Annotated in this window: 17 protein-coding genes and 1 pseudogene; 12 read left to right on the top strand and 6 right to left on the bottom strand. The window is 70.7% G+C overall.

Annotation, left to right across the window (positions count from 1 at the left end):
* Nucleotides 1-4: 4 nt before the first annotated feature.
* Nucleotides 5-1,240, bottom strand: coding sequence for an alpha/beta fold hydrolase (locus ACW14X_RS23100; RefSeq protein ID WP_457163442.1), 1,236 nt, complete (start codon nucleotides 1,238-1,240; stop codon nucleotides 5-7).
* 117 nt (nucleotides 1,241-1,357) lie between these two features.
* Between ACW14X_RS23100 and bioB the strand changes: the two genes are divergently transcribed.
* The 8 genes from bioB (at nucleotide 1,358) to ACW14X_RS23060 (ending at nucleotide 8,918) form a co-directional block, all read left to right on the top strand.
* Complete coding sequence (gene bioB, locus ACW14X_RS23095; RefSeq protein WP_457163441.1) at nucleotides 1,358-2,530, top strand: biotin synthase BioB; 1,173 nt, start codon at nucleotides 1,358-1,360, stop codon at nucleotides 2,528-2,530.
* Entirely contained in the window at nucleotides 2,511-3,833 is a 1,323-nt protein-coding gene (gene bioA / locus ACW14X_RS23090; RefSeq protein WP_457163440.1) for an adenosylmethionine--8-amino-7-oxononanoate transaminase, read from the top strand. The genes bioB and bioA overlap by 20 nt, the downstream gene beginning before the upstream one ends.
* A gap of 1 nt (nucleotide 3,834) precedes the next feature.
* The gene (locus tag ACW14X_RS23085; protein WP_457163439.1) at nucleotides 3,835-4,953 is read left to right on the top strand and encodes an 8-amino-7-oxononanoate synthase; all 1,119 of its coding nucleotides are present in this window, start codon (nucleotides 3,835-3,837) and stop codon (nucleotides 4,951-4,953) included.
* 115 nt (nucleotides 4,954-5,068) lie between these two features.
* Complete coding sequence (gene bioD, locus ACW14X_RS23080) at nucleotides 5,069-5,716, top strand: dethiobiotin synthase (protein WP_457163438.1); 648 nt, start codon at nucleotides 5,069-5,071, stop codon at nucleotides 5,714-5,716.
* 11 nt (nucleotides 5,717-5,727) lie between these two features.
* Nucleotides 5,728-6,708, top strand: a complete 981-nt coding sequence (locus ACW14X_RS23075; protein WP_457163437.1) for a metal ABC transporter substrate-binding protein — start codon at nucleotides 5,728-5,730, stop codon at nucleotides 6,706-6,708.
* Nucleotides 6,705-7,520 (top strand): metal ABC transporter ATP-binding protein, encoded by an 816-nt coding sequence (locus ACW14X_RS23070; protein ID WP_350840136.1) that lies wholly within the window; start codon nucleotides 6,705-6,707, stop codon nucleotides 7,518-7,520. Before ACW14X_RS23075 ends, ACW14X_RS23070 begins: the two co-directional genes overlap by 4 nt.
* Complete coding sequence (locus ACW14X_RS23065) at nucleotides 7,520-8,539, top strand: metal ABC transporter permease (RefSeq protein ID WP_160028292.1); 1,020 nt, start codon at nucleotides 7,520-7,522, stop codon at nucleotides 8,537-8,539. The genes ACW14X_RS23070 and ACW14X_RS23065 overlap by 1 nt, the downstream gene beginning before the upstream one ends.
* On the top strand, nucleotides 8,526-8,918 hold the full coding sequence (locus ACW14X_RS23060; RefSeq protein ID WP_160028290.1) for a Fur family transcriptional regulator: 393 nt from the start codon (nucleotides 8,526-8,528) through the stop codon (nucleotides 8,916-8,918). Before ACW14X_RS23065 ends, ACW14X_RS23060 begins: the two co-directional genes overlap by 14 nt.
* Here the strand turns inward: ACW14X_RS23060 and ACW14X_RS23055 are convergent.
* The 3 genes and pseudogenes from ACW14X_RS23055 to recO form a co-directional block, all read right to left on the bottom strand.
* On the bottom strand, nucleotides 8,915-9,709 hold the full coding sequence (locus ACW14X_RS23055) for an isoprenyl transferase (RefSeq protein ID WP_201451269.1): 795 nt from the start codon (nucleotides 9,707-9,709) through the stop codon (nucleotides 8,915-8,917). The genes ACW14X_RS23060 and ACW14X_RS23055 overlap by 4 nt on opposite strands.
* A 139-nt stretch (nucleotides 9,710-9,848) precedes the next feature.
* Nucleotides 9,849-10,658: pseudogene (locus tag ACW14X_RS23050) on the bottom strand (YibE/F family protein); the annotation flags it as partial.
* A 342-nt stretch (nucleotides 10,659-11,000) separates the two neighbouring features.
* Nucleotides 11,001-11,729: a DNA repair protein RecO gene (gene recO / locus ACW14X_RS23045; RefSeq protein WP_457163436.1), complete on the bottom strand. Its 729-nt coding sequence runs from the start codon at nucleotides 11,727-11,729 to the stop codon at nucleotides 11,001-11,003.
* Nucleotides 11,730-11,827: 98 nt separating this feature from the next.
* Between recO and ACW14X_RS23040 the strand changes: the two genes are divergently transcribed.
* From ACW14X_RS23040 to ACW14X_RS23030, 3 genes are all read left to right on the top strand, one after another.
* A complete protein-coding gene (locus ACW14X_RS23040) occupies nucleotides 11,828-13,297 on the top strand; it encodes an HTTM domain-containing protein (protein WP_457163435.1) in 1,470 nt (489 codons plus the stop codon).
* A 91-nt stretch (nucleotides 13,298-13,388) separates the two neighbouring features.
* Complete coding sequence (locus tag ACW14X_RS23035; RefSeq protein ID WP_457163434.1) at nucleotides 13,389-14,213, top strand: ion transporter; 825 nt, start codon at nucleotides 13,389-13,391, stop codon at nucleotides 14,211-14,213.
* 78 nt (nucleotides 14,214-14,291) lie between these two features.
* On the top strand, nucleotides 14,292-16,028 hold the full coding sequence (locus ACW14X_RS23030; protein ID WP_457163433.1) for a protein kinase domain-containing protein: 1,737 nt from the start codon (nucleotides 14,292-14,294) through the stop codon (nucleotides 16,026-16,028).
* A gap of 6 nt (nucleotides 16,029-16,034) precedes the next feature.
* Here the strand turns inward: ACW14X_RS23030 and pdxR are convergent, their stop codons facing one another.
* Entirely contained in the window at nucleotides 16,035-17,411 is a 1,377-nt protein-coding gene (pdxR, locus tag ACW14X_RS23025; RefSeq protein WP_457163432.1) for a MocR-like pyridoxine biosynthesis transcription factor PdxR, read from the bottom strand.
* Nucleotides 17,412-17,478: 67 nt separating this feature from the next.
* Between pdxR and ACW14X_RS23020 the strand changes: the two genes are divergently transcribed.
* Nucleotides 17,479-18,456 (top strand): DMT family transporter, encoded by a 978-nt coding sequence (locus tag ACW14X_RS23020; RefSeq protein ID WP_457163431.1) that lies wholly within the window; start codon nucleotides 17,479-17,481, stop codon nucleotides 18,454-18,456.
* Here ACW14X_RS23020 and leuA read toward each other — a convergent pair.
* Nucleotides 18,437-20,197: a 2-isopropylmalate synthase gene (leuA, locus tag ACW14X_RS23015; RefSeq protein WP_160028276.1), complete on the bottom strand. Its 1,761-nt coding sequence runs from the start codon at nucleotides 20,195-20,197 to the stop codon at nucleotides 18,437-18,439. The genes ACW14X_RS23020 and leuA overlap by 20 nt on opposite strands.
* Between the last annotated feature and the right edge of the window lie 83 nt (nucleotides 20,198-20,280).

Here is a 20,280-nt window from a genome sequence, read left to right as displayed (position 1 = left end):
GCGGTCAGACCCGCCCACGGACCATCCCGATGAGGCGGTCCAGGACCTCCTCGGGGGCGACTTGGACGCCGTTGTGGAGGTGGGCGTTGGTGATCCAGGGGCGGAGGGTGGGGACCAGCTCGGCGGTGGCGAGGGAGTGCTCCCGCAGGACGTAGGGGTCGTCGTAGTAGACCGCGGCGGCGCACGGGACGTCGACGGCGGCGAGCACGCTGGGGTCGTAGAGGCTCGGCCACTGGCGCTCGGCCAGCAGGTCCGCCGTCTCGGCGAAGGGAGCCAGCAGCGGATCCTCCGTCAGGTGCCATGGGAAGAGGTGCTCGGCGGTGAAGAGGGTCGGGTCCTCGTACGCCGCGGGCTGCACGCGCGCGGAGGCCCACCGGGTGGCCTGGGCATCGGCGTAGCAGGCCTCGTGGACGAGTACGTAGAGCGGCGAGTGGCCGCTGAAGGGCAGCAGCGACGCGACCTCGTGACCGAAGCCGAGTCCGGCCGGGTCGCGCTCGAGGAGGTAGTGGATCTGCTCGGAGCCGCCGGTCATGCCGAGGCGGTTGCCGATGGAGCGCGCCTGGCGCGCGGAGAGCGGGCCGCCGTGCGGGAGCCGGATCTCGCCGGCGTCGCACCGCTCGATCAGCGCCCGCATCCGGTCGCGGTCCCGGGGAAACCTGGCGTAGTGGCGCTCGGTGAGCTCGATCGTGCGGGCGAACGTCGCGGCGTAGATCTCGTCGACGGGCAGCCCGACCGGCGGCACTCCCCCGGTGAACATCACCTCACGCAGCGACTCGGGATGGGCGGAGAGGTAGCGCAGCGAGCAGAACCCGCCGAAGGACTGGCCCAGGAGCGACCAGCGCTCGATCCCCAGGGACACGCGGAGGAGCTCGGCGTCCTCGACGATCGAGTCGGCGCGGAAGTGGGCCAGGTGGTCGGCCTGCTCCTGCGGGCTCATCCCGGTCATCGCGGTGAGCGGTGTCGACCGTCCGGTCCCGCGCTGGTCGAGGAGGATCAGCCGATAGTCCTCCAGCGCCCGTTCGAGCCATCCCGGCACCATCGGCAGGTCGATCGGGCGCGGGCTCTCTCCGCCCGGGCCGCCCTGGAGGAAGAGCAGCGCGTCGCGGTCGTCGCGATCCTCCGGACGGCGCACCTCGCGGGCGAAGACGGTCAGCGTCTCCGGCCCACCGCCGCGATGATCCAGCGGCACCTCGATCTCGTGCTCGATCAGGACCAGTCCGGGGATCGTCTCGGTGTGCACCAGCCGATCCTATGCCGGTCAGATGGACGGCGGCGTTGCGGTACGGCCCGACAGAACCTAACCTGAACACCGTTCAACTGAACGTTGTTCAGGTAGCCATCCCGAGGAGACTCCCGCATGACGACAGCCTTCGACCAGCTAGCCGACCGGATCCTGTCCGGCGGGGCCGCCACCGCGGAGGACGCAGTGGCCGTGCTGCGTACCCCCGACGCGGAGCTGATGGGCGTCGTCGCCGCGGCGGGGCGACTGCGGCGCGAGCACTTCGGCAACACCGTGAAGGTGAACTACCTGGTCAACCTCAAGTCAGGGCTGTGCCCGGAGAACTGCAACTACTGCAGCCAGGCCCTCGGCTCGCAGGCGCCGGTCCTGAAGTACTCCTGGCTCTCGAAGGACGAGACCCTCGAGCAGGCCGGTGCCGGGCTGCGTGGTGGCGCCACCCGTGTCTGCATGGTCTCCTCGGGCCGCGGACCGTCCGATCGCGACATCGACAAGGTCGTCGAGATGACCTCCGCGCTGAAGGACGCGCACGAGGGCGTGGAGGTCTGCGCCTGTCTCGGACTGCTCAAGGGTGGCCAGGCCGAGCGGCTCAAGGCCGCCGGGGTGGATGCGTACAACCACAACATCAACACCGCCGAGTCCAACCACGACAACATCGTCCAGACCCACACCTACGAGGACCGCGTCGACACGATCGGCAAGGCCAAGGACGCCGGCCTCTCGCCGTGCTCAGGCCTCATCGCGGGTCTGGGCGAGACCGACGAGCAGCTCGTCGAGGCCCTCTTCGCGCTCAAGGAGCTCGACGCCGACTCGATCCCGGTGAACTTCCTGATGCCGTTCGACGGAACGCCGTACGAGAACACCTGGGAACTCTCCCCCACCCGCTGCGTGAAGATCCTGGCGATGGCGCGCTTCGTCTGCCCGGACAAGGAGATCCGGATCGCAGGCGGCCGCGAGATGCACCTGCGCTCGCTGCAGGCTCTTGCCCTCCAGGTCGCCAACTCGATCTTCCTCGGTGACTACCTGACCTCCGAGGGGCAGGACGCGTTGGCCGACCTGGAGATGCTGCGCGACAACGGCTTCATCATCCTCGGCATGGACGAGAGCGCGTTCGGCGAGCTCATCGAGGAGCACCGCACCAAGGTTGCCGCGCGAGCAGCGGGCGGATGCGGCAGCAGCTGCGGTGATGGCTGCGGCTCTGCTTCTGGCGGGGCATGCGGTGGTCACGACGAGCAGGGCGGCCCGGTGATCCGGCGCCGCGGAGCGGGGACCGATGTCGCTGCCAATGCTTGATCTGGGCGCTGATCGGGGCGCTGATCGGGCCCACGACCTGCTCGCGTTCGACCGCGAGCACCTCTGGCACCCCTACACCTCGATGACCGACCCGGCACCGGTGCGGCTCGTCACCGGCGCCGAGGGCGTACGCCTACACCTCTCCGACCACGACGGCGAGCGGCTCGAGGTCGTCGACGCGATGTCGTCGTGGTGGTCCGCGGTGCACGGCTACCGGGTGCCCGAGCTGGACGCCGCGCTCGCCGAGCAGGCCGGCCGGATGGCGCACGTGATGTTCGGCGGCCTGACCCACGCGCCGGCGATCGACCTCGCCGAGCGGCTCGTCTCGATGACCCCGGACCCCCTGCAGCACGTCTTCCTCGCCGACTCCGGCTCGGTCAGCGTCGAGGTGGCGATCAAGATGGCGCTGCAGTCGCAGCGCGGCCGCGGTCAGCCGGAACGGACCCGGCTGCTGACCGTGCGCGGCGGCTACCACGGTGACACCTTCGGGTGCATGAGCACCTGCGATCCGGTCGGCGGGATGCACTCGATGTTCACCGACATGCTCGCGCCGCAGGTCTTCGCCGAGCGCCCGCCCGCGCCGGGCGGCGACGTGGAGGCGTGGGCCGAGGGCGTACGCCGCCTGGCGGCCGAGCACGCCCACGAGCTCGCCGGGATCATCCTCGAGCCGCGGCTCCAAGGTGCTGGCGGGATGTGGGTCTACGACGACCAGTGCCTGGTCGTGCTCCGCGAGATCGCCGACGAGCACGGCCTCGTGCTGATCTTCGACGAGATCGCCACCGGCCTCGGCCGCACCGGCGACCTCTTCGTGTCCTCGCTGGTCACCCCCGACATCCTCTGTCTCGGCAAGGCGCTCACCGGCGGCTACATGACCCTGGCCGCGGTGCTGACCACCACAGATGTCGCGCACGCGATCTCCCGGAGCGAGTCGGGCGTGCTCATGCACGGGCCGACCTTCATGGGCAACCCGCTCGCCTGCGCGGTGGCACTGGCCTCGCTCGACCTGCTGGCCGCCCGAGGCTGGGAGCAGGACGTACGCCGGGTCTCCGCCGCGCTCTCGACAGGCCTCTCTCCGCTGGCCGCCGCGCCCGGCGTCAGCCAGGTCCGCGTCCTCGGCGCCGTCGGCGTGGTCCAGCTCGACCATCCGGTCGATGTCGCCAAGGCCACCGACGCCGCGCTGCGTGAGGGTGTCTGGATCCGGCCGTTCCGCGACCTGATCTACACGATGCCGCCCTACATCACCGGCGAGGACGACCTCGCCCGCATCTGCCGGGCCGTCGCCGCGGCCGCGGAGGTGGCCTGAGATGGGGTGGCAGACCTGGCTGGAGGAGGCAGCCACCGCGCGCGAGGCGGCAGGCCTGACCCGGCGACTGCGACCGCGCGGACCCGACGACGCCGTCGTCGACCTGGCGGGCAACGACTACCTAGGACTCTCCCAGCACCCCGAGGTACGCCGCGCGGCAGCCGAGGCGGCGATGCTCTGGGGCGGTGGCGCGGGTGCGTCTCGGCTGGTCACGGGCACCTTGACCCTGCACGGCGACCTGGAGGCCGAGCTCGCCGACTGGCTCGGCCAGCCGGGCGCGCTGACGTTCTCGACCGGCTACCACGCCAACCTCTCGGTCGTCGGCGCACTCGCCGACCGGACCGCCCACGTCGTCTCCGACGCGCACATCCATGCCTCGCTGATCGACGCGGTGCGGCTCTCCCGGGCGCAGCTGACGGTCGTGCCGCACAACGACGTGGCGGCGGTCCGGGCGGCGCTCGCCGCGCGCCCCGGCGTACGCAGCCTGGTGCTGGCCGAGTCCGTCTACTCGGTCCTCGGCGACGAGGCACCGCTGACGGAGCTGGCCGAGGTCTGCGCGGAGCACGGCGCGCTGCTCGTCGTCGACGAGGCCCACGGCGTCGGCGTGCACGGACCGGGGCTCGTCCACCGCCACGGCCTCGCCGGGCGGCCCGACGTACTCGTCACCGCGACGCTCTCCAAGAGCCTCGGCAGCCAGGGCGGAGCCGTCCTGGGGCCGCAAGCGGTCCTCGACCATCTGGTCAACACCGCCCGCCCGTTCATCTTCGACACCGGCCTGGCGCCGGCCTCCGCCGCCGCAGCCCTGGCCGCGGCGCGGGTCGCGCGCGCTCGACCGGACCTCGCCGACACCATCCGCGCTCGCGTCACCGACCTGGCCCGGACCCTCGGGGTCCCTGCCCCCGCCGGCGCGGTGCTGTCGGTGCCGATGCCGTCGCCCGAGACAGCCGTCTCCGCGCAGGCGGCCCTGCTCGCCGAGGGCGTACGCGTCGGCTGCTTCCGCCCGCCGTCGGTCCCCGACGGCGTCTCCCGGCTGCGGATCACCGCCGGGGCGGGCGTCACCGCCGAGGAGTGGGAGCGGGCAGCCAAGGCCATCGACACGATCGTGGGTGAGGTGCGGTGAGCGAGCGGCCGAATGTTCACCGAGGTAACTCGGTCAGCGCTCACTTCCTTCGCGGAACTCCACGAAGGAAGTGCACCGACACCGAGGTAACTCGGTCAGCATCCCGAGGCATGGCATGAGCGGGCGGGTGGTGATCGTCACCGGCACCAACACCGGCGTCGGCAAGACCGTCGCGACGGCGACCCTGGCAGCCCGGGCACGTACGAACGGCGATAAGGTCGCGGTCGTGAAGCCGGTGCAGACCGGCACCGCTGACGGCGACTGCGACGCCGCGGAGATCCACCGGCTGACCGGGATCGAGGTCCACGAGCTCACCAGCCTGGAGGAGCCGCTCGCACCCGACACCGCCGCCCGGCGGGCGGGGGTGGAGATCCCGCCGGTCGCTGCGTACGCTCCGACGATCTCGGCCCTGACCAGCGAGAACGACCTGGTTCTCGTCGAAGGTGCCGGTGGTCTGCTGGTACGCCTGGACACCGACGGCGGCACGCTCCTGGACCTGGCCGACGCACTCCTCGCCGGCGGCGTACCGACCTCGTTCATCGTCGTCACCGCGGCGGGACTCGGCACTCTCAACCACACCGAGCTGACCGTGGCCGCGCTGAGCGCTCGTGGGCACGAGCCCGACGGGCTGATCATCGGCTCCTGGCCGGGCGATCCAGGGCTGGCCGAACGGTGCAACCGCATCGACCTGCCCCGTGTGACCGGCGTACCCCTGCTGTTCGGCATCCCGGAAGGAATTGACAACCATTCTCAACTGACCTGAGAATGGTTCTCATGACCCCCACTACCCGCTCCGTAGGCCTCCTTGCCGCCGGCGCACTCCTGCTCACCTCGGGCTGTGCCGCCCTCTCCGACGACTCCGGTTCCTCCGCCTCCGGTTCCGACTCGGGGAAGGTCCAGATCGCAGCCGCGTTCTACCCGCTGGAGTTCGTCGCGGAGCGGGTAGCGGGTGACCTGGCCGAGGTCACCCCCCTCACCAAGCCGGGCGTCGAGCCGCACGACCTCGAGCTCAGCATCAACCAGACGGCCGCGCTGCAGAGCGCTGACCTGATCCTCACCGAGCACGGCTTCCAGCCCGCCGTGGACGACGCGGTCGAGCAGGACGTCAAGGGCGAGGTCGTCGACGTCGAGAAGCTCGTCGAGCTCCGCAAGGCCGAGGAGGGCCACGAAGAGGGCCACGAGGACGAGCACGCCGAGGGCGAGGAGGCCGCCGCCGAGGAAGAGCACGCCCACGGCGAGTCCGACCCCCACTTCTGGCACGACCCGCTGCTGATGGCGCAGTACGCCGAGGGCGTACGCGACGCTCTGGTGAAGGCCGACCCCGACAACGCCGAGACCTACGAGGCCAACGCCAAGTCGCTGACCGAGGACCTGACGACGGTCGACGAGGAGTTCAAGACCGGCCTGGCCCAGTGCAAGATCAAGGACGTCGTGGTCTCCCATGACGCCTTCGGCTACCTGGACAAGTACGGCCTGGAGTTCGAGTCGATCGCCGGTCTGACCCCCGACGCCGAGCCCAACCCGGCCCAGCTGGCCGAGATCGGCGAGCACGCCAAGGAGCACGGCGTGACCACGATCTTCTCCGAGCGCCTGGTCAGCACGGCCCTCGCCGACACCCTCGCCGACGACCTCGGTCTGAAGACCGCGGTGCTCGACCCGATCGAGGGCCTCTCGGCAGACACCGAGGGAGAGGACTACCTTTCCCTCATGCGCCAGAACCTCGACGCCCTGAAGGCGGCCAACGGTTGTCAGTGACCAGATCAGGGACCGGAAGCACCGTCCCCGCCGATGTCCCCGTGCAGCTCCTGCACGGGGATGTCGCCCTGTCCGGACGTCCCGTCCTTCGCGAGGTGGACCTGACCGTCAAGCGCGGTGAGTTCGTCGCGCTGATGGGCGCCAACGGCTCCGGCAAGTCGACGCTCGTACGCACCCTGGTCGGCCTCAACCCGCTCTCGGCCGGTCGCCTGGAGCTGTTCGGCCGCCCCCTGGCCGGCTTTCACGACTGGTCGCGGGTCGGCTACGTGCCGCAGCGAAGCACGGCCACCGGCGGCGTACCCGCCTCGGTCTGGGAGGTCGTCGCCTCCGGCCGGCTCACCCACCGCAAGCTGCTGCGGCCGCTGCGCAGCGCCGACCGGGCCGCGATCCGGGCGGCGCTCGAGGTCGTCGGGATGGATGCGTACGCCCACCGCGGGGTCGCCCAGCTCTCCGGCGGTCAGCACCAGCGGGTGCTGATCGCGCGGGCGCTCGCCGGCCGTCCCGAGCTGCTGCTGCTCGATGAGCCCACCGCCGGCGTCGACCTGCCCAACCAGCACGCGCTGGCCGGGGCTCTCGGCCGGCTCAAGGACGACGGCGCCACGATCGTGCTGGTCGCCCACGAGCTCGGGCCGCTGGCTCCGCTGGTCGACCGCGCCGTCGTCATGCGCGACGGGCGCAAGGCCTACGACGGCCCGCCCCTCTCCGATGCCGACGTCCACGCCCAGGGCTTCGACGCCGGTCACGTCCACTGCGACGACGCCTCGACCCCCAACCCGAACGCCGCCGTCCCGACCCCCCTCAAGGAGCTCTGATGACTCTCCTCGAGCTCTTCTCGGTGCCGTTCATGCAGCGGGCCCTGATCGCGGCGTTCCTCGTCGGGATCGCCGCTCCCGCGGTCGGCACCTACATCGTGCAGCGACGGCTGGCGCTGATGGGCGACGGCATCGGTCACGTCGCCGTCACCGGCGTCGCGATCGGCCTGTGGACCCAGACCTCGCCGACCTGGGCCGCGGTGGTCGTGGCCATCGCCGGGGCTGTGGTCATCGAGGTCGTACGCGAGCGCGGCCACGCCGAAGGTGACGTCGCCCTGGCGATGCTCTTCTACGGCGGGCTCGCCGGGGGCATCTTCGTCACCGGGCTGGCCGGCACCGGCGCCTCCCGGCTCCAGGAGTTCCTCTTCGGCTCGATCCTGACGATCTCGGTCGACGACCTGCTTGTGACGATGACGCTCGCGGTGGTGCTCATCGTGATCTGTGTCGGCCTCTCGCCGCAGCTGTTCGCTGTCTCCCAGGACGCCGACTACGCGAAGGTCGCCGGGCTGCCGGTGCGGTTCTATTCGATCCTGGTCGCCGTGCTCGCCGCCCTGAGCGTGGTGATCGCGATGCGCACCGTCGGGCTGCTGCTCGTCTCCGCACTCATGGTCGTGCCGGTCGCGATCGTGCAGCAGCTGACCCGGTCGTTCCGGATGACGCTGCTCGGCGCGATGGGCGCCGGCCTGGTCGCCTCGGTCGGCGGCCTCGTGCTGGCGGCCGCACTCTCCCGCACCGGCGCCAACGTCCAGCCCGGCCCCAGCATCGTGCTGGTCGCGCTGGCTGGGTTCTTCCTGGTCTGGCCGATCGGCGCCTGGCTGCGCCGGCGGCGGGCCCTGGTGGCCCCGTTCCCGGAGACCGAGCCCGTGGAGAAGCCGGTCGATGAGGCCCACCCGCACCACCACGGCGAGAAGTGTGGCCACGTCGCGGTCGAGCACGGCGACCACGTCGACTACATCCACGACGGGCACCGGCACGCGGCGCACGTCGGCACGGAGGGAGAGCACTATGACGAGCATTGATCCGCCGAGCTCCCTGCGCCCCACCAAGCAGCGGCTCGCCGTGGCCGAGGCACTACGGGCGTACGACGGCTTCCACTCCGCCCAGGAGATCCACTCCCGGCTGGACGGTGCCGTCGGCCTGGCCACCGTCTACCGCACGCTGACGGCGCTGGCCGAGGCCGGCGCGGTCGACGCGATGCGCTCCGAGGACGGCGAGACGATCTACCGCCGCTGCTCCGACACCCATCACCATCACCTGGTCTGCCGTCAGTGCGGCCGGACCGTCGAGGTGGAGGGCCCTGCCGTCGAGCGGTGGACCAAGACCATGGCCGAGGACAACGGCTTCACCGACGTCTCCCACACCCTGGAGATCTTCGGCACCTGCACCGACTGCCGCTAGGGCTGGACCGGGTTCGGCAGCGCGCCGCCGTAGCGGCGGTCCCGGGAGGCGTACGTCTCGATGGCGTGCCACAGGTGGCGACGGTCGACGTCGGGCCACAGCACGTCGGTGAAGACGAACTCGGAGTAGGCGGCCTGCCAGAGCATGTAGTTGGAGAGCCGCTGCTCACCGGAGGTGCGCCAGATGAGGTCGGCGTCGGGGAGGTCGGGGACGTAGAGGTAGCGCTCGAAGGTCTTCTCGGTGATCTTCTCCGGACGCAGCTTCCCGGCGCGTACGTCCTCCCCCATCCGCCGCACGGCGTCGGTGAGCTCGGCACGACCGCCGTAGTTGACGCACATCGTCAGCGTGCAGACGGTGTTGTCCTTCGTCATCTCCTCGGCGATCTTGAGCTCGTTGATGACGGACTTCCACAGCCGCGGCGCGCGACCGGCCCAGCGCACCCGGACCCCGAGCTCGTTCATCTCGTCGCGGCGGCGGCGGATGACGTCGCGGTTGAAGCCCATCAGGAACTTCACCTCGTCGGGCGAGCGCGACCAGTTCTCGGTGGAGAACGCGTAGGCCGAGATGGCCTTCACGCCGATCTCGATGGCACCTTCGACGACGTCGAAGAGCGAGGACTCACCCTCTTCGTGGCCCTTGGTCCGGGGGAGGCCACGCTCCTTGGCCCATCGGCCGTTGCCGTCCATGATGATCGCCACGTGGTGCGGGACGAGGTCCTTGGGGACCGGGGGCGGGGTAGCCCCGGACGGGTGGGGTGTTGGGGTACGGACCGGCTTGCTCACGAGGTGCAACCCTAGTCGGGCGATACCCAGGAGGCGGCTGCGGCCCGGGAGGCTGCGGCCTGGGCGGGACCATCGGGCGCCGGGGCGCGTCGTACTCCATCTCCTCGGGTCGACCGGCCGGGCCGGGGACGGTCAGCGCGCCGACGATCGTGGTGATCGGCATCGCCAGGACGACCCCGATGCCCGCGGCCATGGTGGCGACGATCTCGCCGGCCATCTGCTCGGTCGTCAGCAGCGAGAGGAAGGTGCGGTCGTAGAGCTGGATCACCAGCAGCAGGGTGAGCGCGCTGCCGACGTAGGCGAACACGATCGTGTAGATCGTCGAGGCGACGTGGTCGCGGCCGATCCGCATCGCGCCGCGGAAGACGTCCCAGCGCGAGGTGTCCGGGCCGGCGGCACGCAGCTCCCACACCGCGGAGGCCTGGGTGATGGTGACGTCGTTGAGCGCGCCGAGGCCGGCGATGATCACCGCGGCGACCAGCAGGGTCTGCAGGTCGAGCGCGGCGTCGAGCGAGGAGAGCGTCTGACCGCTCTCCGAGCCCAGTCCGGACAGCCGGCTCGCACCGATCGCGAAGGTGCCGATCAGCGCGGTCACCGTGACTCCGGCCAGGGTGCCGGCGAGCGCCACCGACGTACGCACCGAGAACCCGTGGGTGGTGTAGAGCACCACGTAGAGGATCAGCACCGAGGAGACCAGCGCGACCCACGCCGCGGGCTCGCCGGAGAGCAGCGCGGGCAGCAGGAACAGCCACACCACCGCGCCCGCGAACCCCAGGCCGAGCACCGCCATCAGCCCGCGCATGCGGGCGACCGCGACGACACAGACCACGAAGAGCCCGACCAGCAGGAGCAGCGGCGGCCCGCGCTTGACGTCGAAGAAGGCGTACGTCGCCTCCCCCTCTTTCTCGGTGCGGGAGAGCTCGACCTCGTCGCCGGCCTCCAGCCCGGAGCGGGCCATCGGGGTCGAGATCTCCACCGCGACCTCGGCGCCGGTGTCGGGTCCGCTGGTCAGCGTCGCGGCGGCGGTGTTGCAGCCCTTGGGAGTGCCCTCGGCGCTGCACGGCTCGGCGACCGAGGTGATCTCGGCCGTCTCGAAGACGACGCCGTCGGCGACGAACTCCTGCGACCCCTGGAGCTTCTCGACAGCGGCGCGGTCGGGCCACCACAGGGCCACTCCGACGACGGTGATGACGGCCACGAGCACGAGCGAGACGGTCAGCACCATCCGCGGCAGGGCCTCGACCTCCACCTCGGCGTCGTGCCCACCGTGGGAGTGGCCGTGGGAGTGGGCCATCGTTCCTCAGCTCTCGACGTATTCCAGCGAGCGCAGGTTGCGGTCCAGATGCCAGGAGAGGTACGCGGCGACCAACCCGCTCGCCTGCCTGCTGGTCCGGTCCTCGGCGCCGCCGACGGTATCCCAGTCACCTGAGAGCAGCGCACCGAGGTGACTGAGCGTCTCGGGCGAGGGTGTCGCCGAGCCCGGCACCCGGCAGGTCGTGCACAGCGCGCCGCCCATGGAGACGTTGAACCACCGGTGCGGACCCTCCAGGCCGCACCTGGCACACGCCTCGAAAGAGGGCGCGTAGCCGGCGACGGCCAGCGAGCGGAGCAGGTAGGAGTCGAGGACGTGCCGGGGCAGCCGGTCGCCCTGGGCGAGCACGCGCAGCCCGCCGACGAGCAGCAGATACTGCTGCGGCGCCGGCTCGCCCTCCTCGTGGACCAGCCGGTCGGCGGTCTCGAGCATCGCGGTGCCGGCGGTGTAGCGGTCGTAGTCCAGTCCGATCCCGGCGTGGAACAGGGTGAGCGTCTCGGCCTGGGTGATCGTGTCGAGGTTGCGCCCCTCGGCGAACTGCAGGTCGACGTGGGTGAACGGCTCCAGCCGCGCACCCCACCGCGAGGTGGTGCGCCGCACGCCCTTCGCCACCGCACGCACCCGTCCGTGGTGACGGGTGAGCATGGTGATGATGCGATCGGCCTCACCGAGCTTGTGGGTGCGAAGCACGATGGCCTCGTCGCGGTAGAGGGGCACGGTCCCATTCTGCAGCACTCGCCCGGCCATCGGGTGCCGCCGGGTCCGCGTCGCCGAGAAACCGGATAATCCGGCGAGAAACCAGATCATAATGCGCCATGCCCAGGATCAGCCCTCGGTCCACCTTCGCCGTAGCCGACGTACCTCGAAGGCTGACCTTCGACCAGCTCAGCCTGTTCACCATGCTCTGGGCCGGACAGGGTCTGATCCAGCTCCTCACCTATGAGTACTTTCCCCACGACGCCCTGTTCGGCCTGCTTCTGGTGGCAACGCTCGTGGCCATCGTCCTTCCCAACCGTACCCTGGCGCTCGCGACGATGGTCGTGCTCAACCTGGCCTACTCCTGGGCGCACCTGCCCTATCAGGTCAACCATCATCTGCTCGAGGACTGCATCAATCTGATCCTGCTCGGCGCGCTGGCCATCGGGTGGATGCGGCGCAGACGCGGTCGAGCCGAGCTCGGCATCCGCTCGGCGACGTACGAAGCGTTCGCGGGTCCGGCCCGCGGTGCCGTGGTCGTCATGTACCTGTGGTCGGGGATCGCGAAGGCCAACACCGACTTCTTCGACCCGATGGTGGGTTGCGCGACCACGCTGCTCGGCACCGCCCTCCATGCCGAGCAGAACAGCGCGATCGTGGCGTGGCTCGCGACTCCGGTCACGGCCGGCACCTTGGTCACCGAGATCGCCTTGGGACTGCTGCTCGCCTTCCGCAGAACGCGGTTCCTCGCCATTCCGATCGGGCTGTTGTTCCACCTCTCCCTTGCGGTGGTCCCGATCGCGGCGATCCAGGCGTTCAGCTACGCCGCCGTCGCGACGTACGCCTTGTTCCTCAGCCCCCAGGTTGCCAACGCAGCCAGCGACCTGGTCGGCAACAGCCTTCGTCGGCTACGACGCCACCTGGTCGCGACCGTCGCGAGCGGTGCGGTGGCGGTCGGCGTCCTGATGGTCGCCGTGACGCTCGCATCCAGGGCCATCGGGGACGACGAGGCCTTCACCTATGCCCGGGTGGGCCTGTGGTTCCTCGGCCTCGTGGTTCTCATCGTCGTATATTTTCGATCCCTGCTCACGGTGGTACGCCGCGACGGGCCGCGTGCGGTAGCCGTCTCCGACCCGCTGTTCACCGGATCGCCCGTGCTGTGGGGTGTGACCTTGCTCGTCCTGGTGAACGGCAGCCTCCCCTACCTCGGTTTCAAGACACAGACATCGTTCACGATGTTCAGCAACCTCTGGACCGAGGACGGCCGGACGAACCATTGGTTCATCAGCCCGGCCATCCAGATCGGCGACTATCAGGGCGACCTGGTCGAGATCATCGAGACCGATGACCCCGAGCTGGCCGCGGTCGCTGACGCCGAGCACTCGTTGACCCGGTTCGAGTTCGAGCGGATTCTGAGCGCGAAGGACGACATCTCCGTGGAGTGCAGCTGTTATGGGCAGATCCGTCGGATCGAGAAGGTCGACGGCGAGTTCATCGGATATGAACCCCAGTTCTCCTACAGCCCGTTCTTGGGCAGGGTGTTCTCGTTTCGCTCGGTCCCGGACGGCAAGGTCGCCTGCACCCAGTGACCACGCTGCCGACCTCACGTCGCAGCCACACGATGGCAACGACGCGTGTGGGTGACCGAGATCGGTCGGCTCGTCTCCTATCGTGCCGGTCATGAGCTCAACAGGCATCGCGACCGTGCCGACCGACCCCGCGCACGACGACCGCAAGCCCGGCACCGCCGCCGGACCGCCGGTCACGGTCGTCGACTGGCTGATGCTGGCGCTCGCCATCGTCTCGGTCGCGGCGGCCGTGTGGGTGACGTTCTGGGACGTGCCGCAGGTCTGGTACGACCGGGTCGTCGCGGCCGACTACGTCGTGTGCGCCGTCTTCGCCATCGAGTTCGTGTGGCGCTGGACCCGCTCGGGGCTCGGGTGGAAGTTCCCTCTTCTCTACTGGTACGAGCTGCTCGGGATGATCCCGCTCGGTGTCGCCGCCAGCCCGGCCTTCCGCGGCCTCCGGCTGCTGCGGATCGTGCTGATCCTGCTCCGGCTGATGCGTGCGGCCGACCGGGCCTTCGGCGACCGCGTCTCGGCGTACGTGGTGGGGAGGTTCTCGGGGGCGATCGTCAACGCGATCCGCAAGCCGATCACGGTCGCGGTGCTCGACGAGGTGATCGCGGTGATCCAGACCGGCAACTACACCCGGCACATCTCCAGCGCGATCGAGGAGAACCGGGCCGAGATCGACACGCTCATCGTCGACCTCATCCGCCAGGACCAGGCGACCGGGAAGCTGAGATACCTCCCCTTCCACGACGACGTCGTCCGTCTCGTGGCCGATACGGTGCTGCGCCTGGTCGACGAGGGCCTGGCCGACCCACGGGTCCACGAGATCATCTCCGACGCCATCCGCGAGTCCGCCAAGGAGCTGCGGGAGAACGTCGGATCGGACCAGCACGCCGCGGTCAAGCGCGACCAGGAGCGGTTCGGGAAGTAGGTCTCGTTTTCTTTGCGAAACCGACTGAAGTAGGTGTCACCGCGGCCCGTCGGGTCGGATTCAGGGCATGATTCGGCCATGAGCGCGACCTTCCCGACACATCTCGGGCGGCTACAACAGGTCCGCCACATCGGTGCCGGCGCATTCGCCTCCGTGTGGCTCTACTACGACCCCGATCTCGACTCCCATGTCGCGGTCAAGGCGCTCTCCCCCGGCTGGGTGTCGAACCCCGAGATCCACAAGCGATTCCTCCAGGAAGCGCGGCTGCTCCGCTCGGTCGACTCACCCCATGTCGTACGTGTCTACGACATCGGCCAGACGTCCACCGGCATCCCCTTCTTCGTGATGTCGTACGCCGACGGCGGCTCGGTCGCCGACCTGCTCAAGGGCTCGCCGGCCGGCCTGGACGTGCGCGAGGTCGCCGACATCGTCTCGCAGGCCGCCGACGGCCTGATGGCCCTGAAGGCACGCGGGGTGATCCACCGCGACATCAAGCCCGCCAACCTGCTCCTCACCTCCGAGACCTCCGGTGGCACCGCCGGCGCTCGCCGGGTGATGATCGCCGACCTCGGCGTAGCCCGCTCGCTCGACTCGCTCAACGAGGTCACCCGCGACATCGGCACCCCGTCCTACATGGCGCCCGAGCAGCTCGACCCGTCACTGCCGATCGACCACCGCGCCGACGTACGGGCCCTCGGCGCCGTCGCCTGGGCCCTGCTCGCCGGCCGCTCCCCCGCCCCCGCGCTCGGCCTCACCTCCCGGGTGCCCGAAGCCGGCACCGTGCGTCCCCTTCCCGCCTCGATCAGCCAGGCCATCGGCCGGGCGCTGGAGCCCCGGGCCGAGGACCGCTGGCCCGATGCCCGCTCCTTCGGCGACGCCCTTCGCGCAGCGGTCCAGGGCGCTGGTGCCGCCGGCGCGCCACACACCCCCACCGCGCTTCAGCCTCCCCCGCCCACCTCGACCTCGCCGTGGCAGAAGTCGGCGGCCCCCGTGCCGCCCGTCGGCCCGCCCAGCGGACCACCACCCAGCGGGCCGCCCAGCAGGCCACCCACCGGATCGCCGTTCGACCAGCCGACCACCGTTCCGACGAGCGCCGGGTCCCAGCAGCGGCCGAAGCGGCGCACCGGGCTGCTCGTCGGCGGCGCGATCGCCGCGGTCGTGGTCATCGGCCTGATCGGCGGCCTCATCTATCTGGTGAGCAGCGCCGGAAGCGACATCCCCGAGGCCGGTGAGTGCCGCGACCTCGACTTCGACGCGGGCAACACGTTCGTCGACGAGACGGCCCCGGTCGACTGCGCGGAGCCGCACACGCTCTACACGTTCCACGTCGCCACCGACGTCGAGAACTACAACGACAACGAGGCCGCCGGCGCCGCCTGCTACAGCCGCATCGAGACTGGGCTCGGGCTGCGTCCCGAGATGATGGCCCGCACGGCCTACCTGGTGAACTGGTACTGGCCCAAGGAGTCGACCTGGAACGACGGCGACCGCTATGTCAGGTGCGACATCGTCGTGACGGTCCTGAAGGCCCCGCTGGTCGACCTGCCCGAGGACCCGATCCCGGCCCCGGCGGACCTGCGAGCGTGCATCGACAGCACCGTCGACAAGATCGTTCGCTGCGGGACGACCCATGACTACGTCGTGGTCGACACCTTCGAGATGACCGGTGACGCCTACCCCGACCAGGCCGAGACGAACGCCCAGGGTCTGGCCGGCTGTCCGACGGACGCGACCATGTTCAAGCCTCCGTTCGAGTCTGCCTGGAACTCCGGCAGCCGGATCGGCCTCTGCGCGAAGTACGACGTCGGCTCCTAGGAGACCCTAGGAGATCAGCGGCGCCAGGCGCCTGACCGCCTCCCGGAGGCGGTCAGGGGTCGTCGCCGCGTAGCCGATCACCAGGCCGGGCGGCCCCTCACCCTCGCGGTGCCGGCTCAACGGGTGGACGGCGATGCCCGCCTCGAGCGCGGCCTCGGCGACCGCCGCGTCGTCGACGCCGTCGGGCAGCGTCGCCAGCACGTGCAGCCCGGCCGCGACGCCTCGGACCCGGACCGCCGGCAGGTGCTCGCCGAGCGCCTCGAGCAGTGCATCGCGGCGAGCCTTGTGTCGCTGCCGGACCAGCCTCAGGTGCCGTTCGAAGGCACCCGAGGTGAGCATCCGCGCCAGGGTGATCTGGGGTAGCGCCGGGCTGGCCAGGTCGAGCCAGTAGCGCGCCTCGACCAACTCCTCCTGCATCCCGGACGGGGCGACCAGCCAGCCGATCCGCATCGCGGGCGCGAGCGTCTTGGAGACGCTGCCGAGGTGGACGATCTGGTCGGGTGCGAGCACCTTCACGGCCGCGACCGGCGGCCGGTCGTAGCGGTGCTCGGCGTCGTAGTCGTCCTCGATCACCAGCCGGTGTGGCACCGCCCGGACCCACTCGACCAGCTCCCGGCGCCGCTGCGGGGAGAGCACGACCCCGGTCGGGAACTGGTGCGCGGGCGTGACCACGACGGCATCGACACCGCTGGCATCGAGCGCCGCGACGTCCAGACCGTCGCCGTCCACCGGCACCGGGACCGTCGTCATCCCCCACCGCTGCAGATGCACGCGGCCGCCGTACGATCCCGGCTCCTCGAAGCCGACCCTGGTCCGGCCGCGCTCCTCGAGCCAGCGTGCCAGGAGCACGAGTCCCTGGGCGACGCCGTTGATCACCAGGATCTCGTCGGGAGAGACCGTGAGGCCGCGGGTCCGGCCCAGCCAGACCGCGAGCGCCTCCCGCAGCGCCGGCACGCCGCGCGGGTCGCCGTAGCCGAGGTCGGCGCTGCCGATCTCGGTGAGCACCTCCCGTGACGCCTTCGCCCACGCGGCCCGCGGAAAGGCCGAGAGGTCGGGCACTCCCGGGGAGAGGTCCAGCTCGGGCGTCGGCAGGCGCGTGGCGGCGCCGAGGCGGCGTACGGCTCCGGGGACCGCGCTCACGCGGGTGCCGCCGCCGCTGCGGGCCGAGAGCAGTCCCTCGTCGGTGAGCCGCTGGTACGCCTCGACCACCACCCCGCGCGAGAGGCCGAGCTGGGTGGCGAGGGTGCGCGACGCCGGCACCCGAGCCCCGACCGCGAGCCGGCCGTCGGCCACCGCGTCGCGCAGGGCACCGGTGAGCCAGGTCGCCAGGCCGCCCGGCGGCACCCCGGCCGGGTCGAGCTGGAGGAAGTCCGCTCCGGTCACTTGGTCCACTCTGCCATGTCGATCTTGGATCTGTCTGCCAGACCAAGTTGGAGCGAACCTCGTAGACATGACCACCGAAGCCCTCCCACACCCCGATACCGCCGACGGAACAGCGCTGCACCGCGGCACCCTGATCGGCATCGCCTTCGCCGCGGCCGGGATGGTCTGCGTCGGCAGCAGCGTCGCGGTCTCGGCGGCGATCACCGATGCTCCGCTCTTCACCCTCCAGTCCGTCCGCTACGCTCTCGCCGCCCTGCTCCTGCTCGTGGTCGCGCGCGTCACCGGCTGGCGGGTGCCGCGCCCGCGCGGGCGCGAGTGGCTCTGGCTGGCCGGGGTGGCGACCGTGGGGCTGGTGCTCTTCAACGTCGGCGTCGTTCGAGGCGTCGCCCATGCCGAACCGGCGGTGATCGGGGTGGCCGTGGCCGCGGTCCCGATGCTGCTCGCGGTCGCCCCGGCGATCGCGACCCGCACGCTCCCGGCGCGCCCGGTGATCATCGGCGCCACAGTCGTGACGACGGGAGCGATCCTGGTCCAGGGCTTCGGACGGACCGATGCGGCGGGCATCGGCTACGCGATCCTCGTCCTCGTCTGCGAGGCGGGCTTCACGCTGCTGGCGGTGCCGGTCCTCGCTCGCCTGGGTGCCTTCGGCGTCTCGTTCCACTCGGTGTGGATGGCGGCCGCCGGCATGGCCGTCATCGGTGTCGCGGCCGAGGGTCCGGCGGCCGTCACCACGCTCGACGCCGTCGACCTGCTCGCGGCGCTCCATCTGGCCGTGGTCGTCACCACGCTCGCGTTCCTGCTCTGGTTCACCGCGGTCGGGCGGCTCGGCTCCGGGCGCGCCGGCCTGCTCACCGGCGTCGTGCCCGTGGCCGCGGCCGGCCTCGGCGTACCTCTCAACGGGGTCGTGCCCGGCCCGATGGTCTGGCTGGGCACGGCCGTCGTCGCGCTCGGCCTGGTGATCGGGCTGCCCGGGACGCCGAGTCGGCGCGTTCGAACGCGCCGACTCGGCAGGTCCCGGCAGAACCTCAGCCGCGCGGGATCGTGACCGCCTGGGCGCGGTTGGCCGCGCAGACGACGGCCCGCAGGGAGGCGGTGACGATGTTCTCGTGGATGCCGATACCCCAGACGATCTCGCCGGCGATCTCACACTCGACGTACGCAGCCGCGGACGCGTCGCCACCGGCGGAGAGAGCGTGCTCGGCGTAGTCGAGGACCCGGATCTCGGCGCCGGCCTCCTTCAGCGCGTCGACGAACGCGGCCACGGGGCCGTTGCCGACGCCCTTGTAGGTGCGCTCCTCGCCGCGGACCCGCAGGTCGACGACCTGCTCGTCGCCACCTTCGGCGTCGGTCACCGAGGACCAGCTCTCCAGGGCATACGGCTCCTCGCGCTCGAGGTACTCGGCGGAGAAGATCGACCAGATCTCCTCGGGGCTGACCTCGCCACCCTCGGTGTCGGTGTGCTGCTGGACCACGCGGCTGAACTCGATCTGCGCGCGACGCGGCAGGTCCAGGGAGTGCTCGGTCTTGAGCAGGTAGGCCACGCCGCCCTTGCCGGACTGGCTGTTGACCCGGATGACGGCCTCGTAGGTGCGGCCGACGTCCTTGGGGTCGATGGGCAGGTAGGGCGCCTCCCACGGGATCTCGCTGGTCGGCTTGCCGGCCTCGGCGGCGATCCGGTCGAGGTCCTCCAGACCCTTCTTGATGGCGTCCTGGTGGGAGCCGGAGAAGGCGGTGTAGACCAGGTCGCCCGCGTAGGGGTGGCGCGGGTGGACGTTGATGTTGGTGACGTACTCGACCGTACGGCGGATCTCGTCGATGCCGCCGCCGACCCTGAAGTCGATCTGCGGGTCGATGCCCTGCGAGAAGAGGTTCATACCCAGGGTGACCAGGTCGACGTTGCCGGTGCGCTCACCGTGACCGAACAGGCAGCCCTCGACGCGGTCGGCGCCGGCCATCAGGCCCAGCTCGGTGGCCGCGACCGCGGTGCCACGGTCGTTGTGCGGGTGGAGGCTGATGGCGGAGTGCTCGCGGCGGGTCAGGCCCCGGCCGAAGTACTCGATCTGGTCGGCGTAGGTGTTCGGGGTGGACATCTCCACGGTGGCGGGCAGGTTGAGGATGATCTCCCGGCCGGCCTCCGGCTGCCACACGTCCGAGACCCGCTCGCAGACCTCGAGCGCGTAGTCGGTGTCGGTCTGGGTGAAGATCTCCGGGCTGTACTGGTAGCCGAAGTCCTCGGTGCCGATCAGCTCGGGGACGTGCTCCTCGGCGTACTTCATCACCATCTCGGTGCCGCGGACCGCGATCCCGATGCACTCGGCCGGGGTCACGTTGAACACGACCCGGCGGAACAGCTCGGCGGTGGCGTTGTAGAGGTGGATCGTGGCGCGCGGAGCACCGGCGATCGACTCGGCGGTGCGCGAGATGAGGTCCTCACGCGCCTGGGTCAGGACCGAGATCTGTACGTCATCGGGGATCCGGTCGTCCTCGATCAGCTTGCGTACGAAGTCGAAGTCGGTCTGGCTCGCGCTCGGGAAGCCGACCTCGATCTCCTTGTAGCCCATCGCGACCAGGAGCTCGAACATCCGCAGCTTGCGGGCCGGCGTCATCGGGTCGATCAGGGCCTGGTTGCCGTCACGCAGATCGGTGGAGAGCCAGCGCGGAGCCTTGGTGATCTTCTTCGTCGGCCAGGTGCGGTCGGGTACGTCGACGGGCACGAACGCGCGATAGCGCTCGAACGGCATCCCCGACGGCTTCTGCTGGTTGCTGGAGTTGCTCAGGTTGGTCATGGAGTCCTCATCAGGTGGGAGCGAGTGCCGGCGCACGTCGGACCTCCGCAGCGAGGGAGTCCGGCTTTCTCAGACCCCGCTGC

It is taken from the genome of Nocardioides sp. YJ-D4 (genome assembly GCF_054031495.1).
The sequence above is the reverse complement of the archived record's forward strand: the minus strand, read 5'-3'. Positions and strand labels throughout refer to the sequence as shown.

Bases quoted from the DNA above. Each gene is read 5' to 3' on its own strand.
- ACW14X_RS23060 (WP_160028290.1), top strand. From the start codon at position 8,526: ATGACGAGCATTGATCCGCCGAGCTCCCTGCGCCCCACCAAGCAGCGG.
- ACW14X_RS23035 (WP_457163434.1), top strand. From the start codon at position 13,389: ATGAGCTCAACAGGCATCGCGACCGTGCCGACCGACCCCGCGCACGAC.
- leuA (WP_160028276.1), bottom strand. From the start codon at position 20,197: ATGACCAACCTGAGCAACTCCAGCAACCAGCAGAAGCCGTCGGGGATG.
- ACW14X_RS23085 (WP_457163439.1), top strand. From the start codon at position 3,835: ATGGGGTGGCAGACCTGGCTGGAGGAGGCAGCCACCGCGCGCGAGGCG.
- ACW14X_RS23065 (WP_160028292.1), top strand. From the start codon at position 7,520: ATGACTCTCCTCGAGCTCTTCTCGGTGCCGTTCATGCAGCGGGCCCTG.
- ACW14X_RS23075 (WP_457163437.1), top strand. From the start codon at position 5,728: ATGACCCCCACTACCCGCTCCGTAGGCCTCCTTGCCGCCGGCGCACTC.
- bioD (WP_457163438.1), top strand. From the start codon at position 5,069: ATGAGCGGGCGGGTGGTGATCGTCACCGGCACCAACACCGGCGTCGGC.
- bioA (WP_457163440.1), top strand. From the start codon at position 2,511: ATGTCGCTGCCAATGCTTGATCTGGGCGCTGATCGGGGCGCTGATCGG.
- ACW14X_RS23030 (WP_457163433.1), top strand. From the start codon at position 14,292: ATGAGCGCGACCTTCCCGACACATCTCGGGCGGCTACAACAGGTCCGC.
- ACW14X_RS23040 (WP_457163435.1), top strand. From the start codon at position 11,828: ATGCCCAGGATCAGCCCTCGGTCCACCTTCGCCGTAGCCGACGTACCT.
- ACW14X_RS23020 (WP_457163431.1), top strand. From the start codon at position 17,479: ATGACCACCGAAGCCCTCCCACACCCCGATACCGCCGACGGAACAGCG.
- bioB (WP_457163441.1), top strand. From the start codon at position 1,358: ATGACGACAGCCTTCGACCAGCTAGCCGACCGGATCCTGTCCGGCGGG.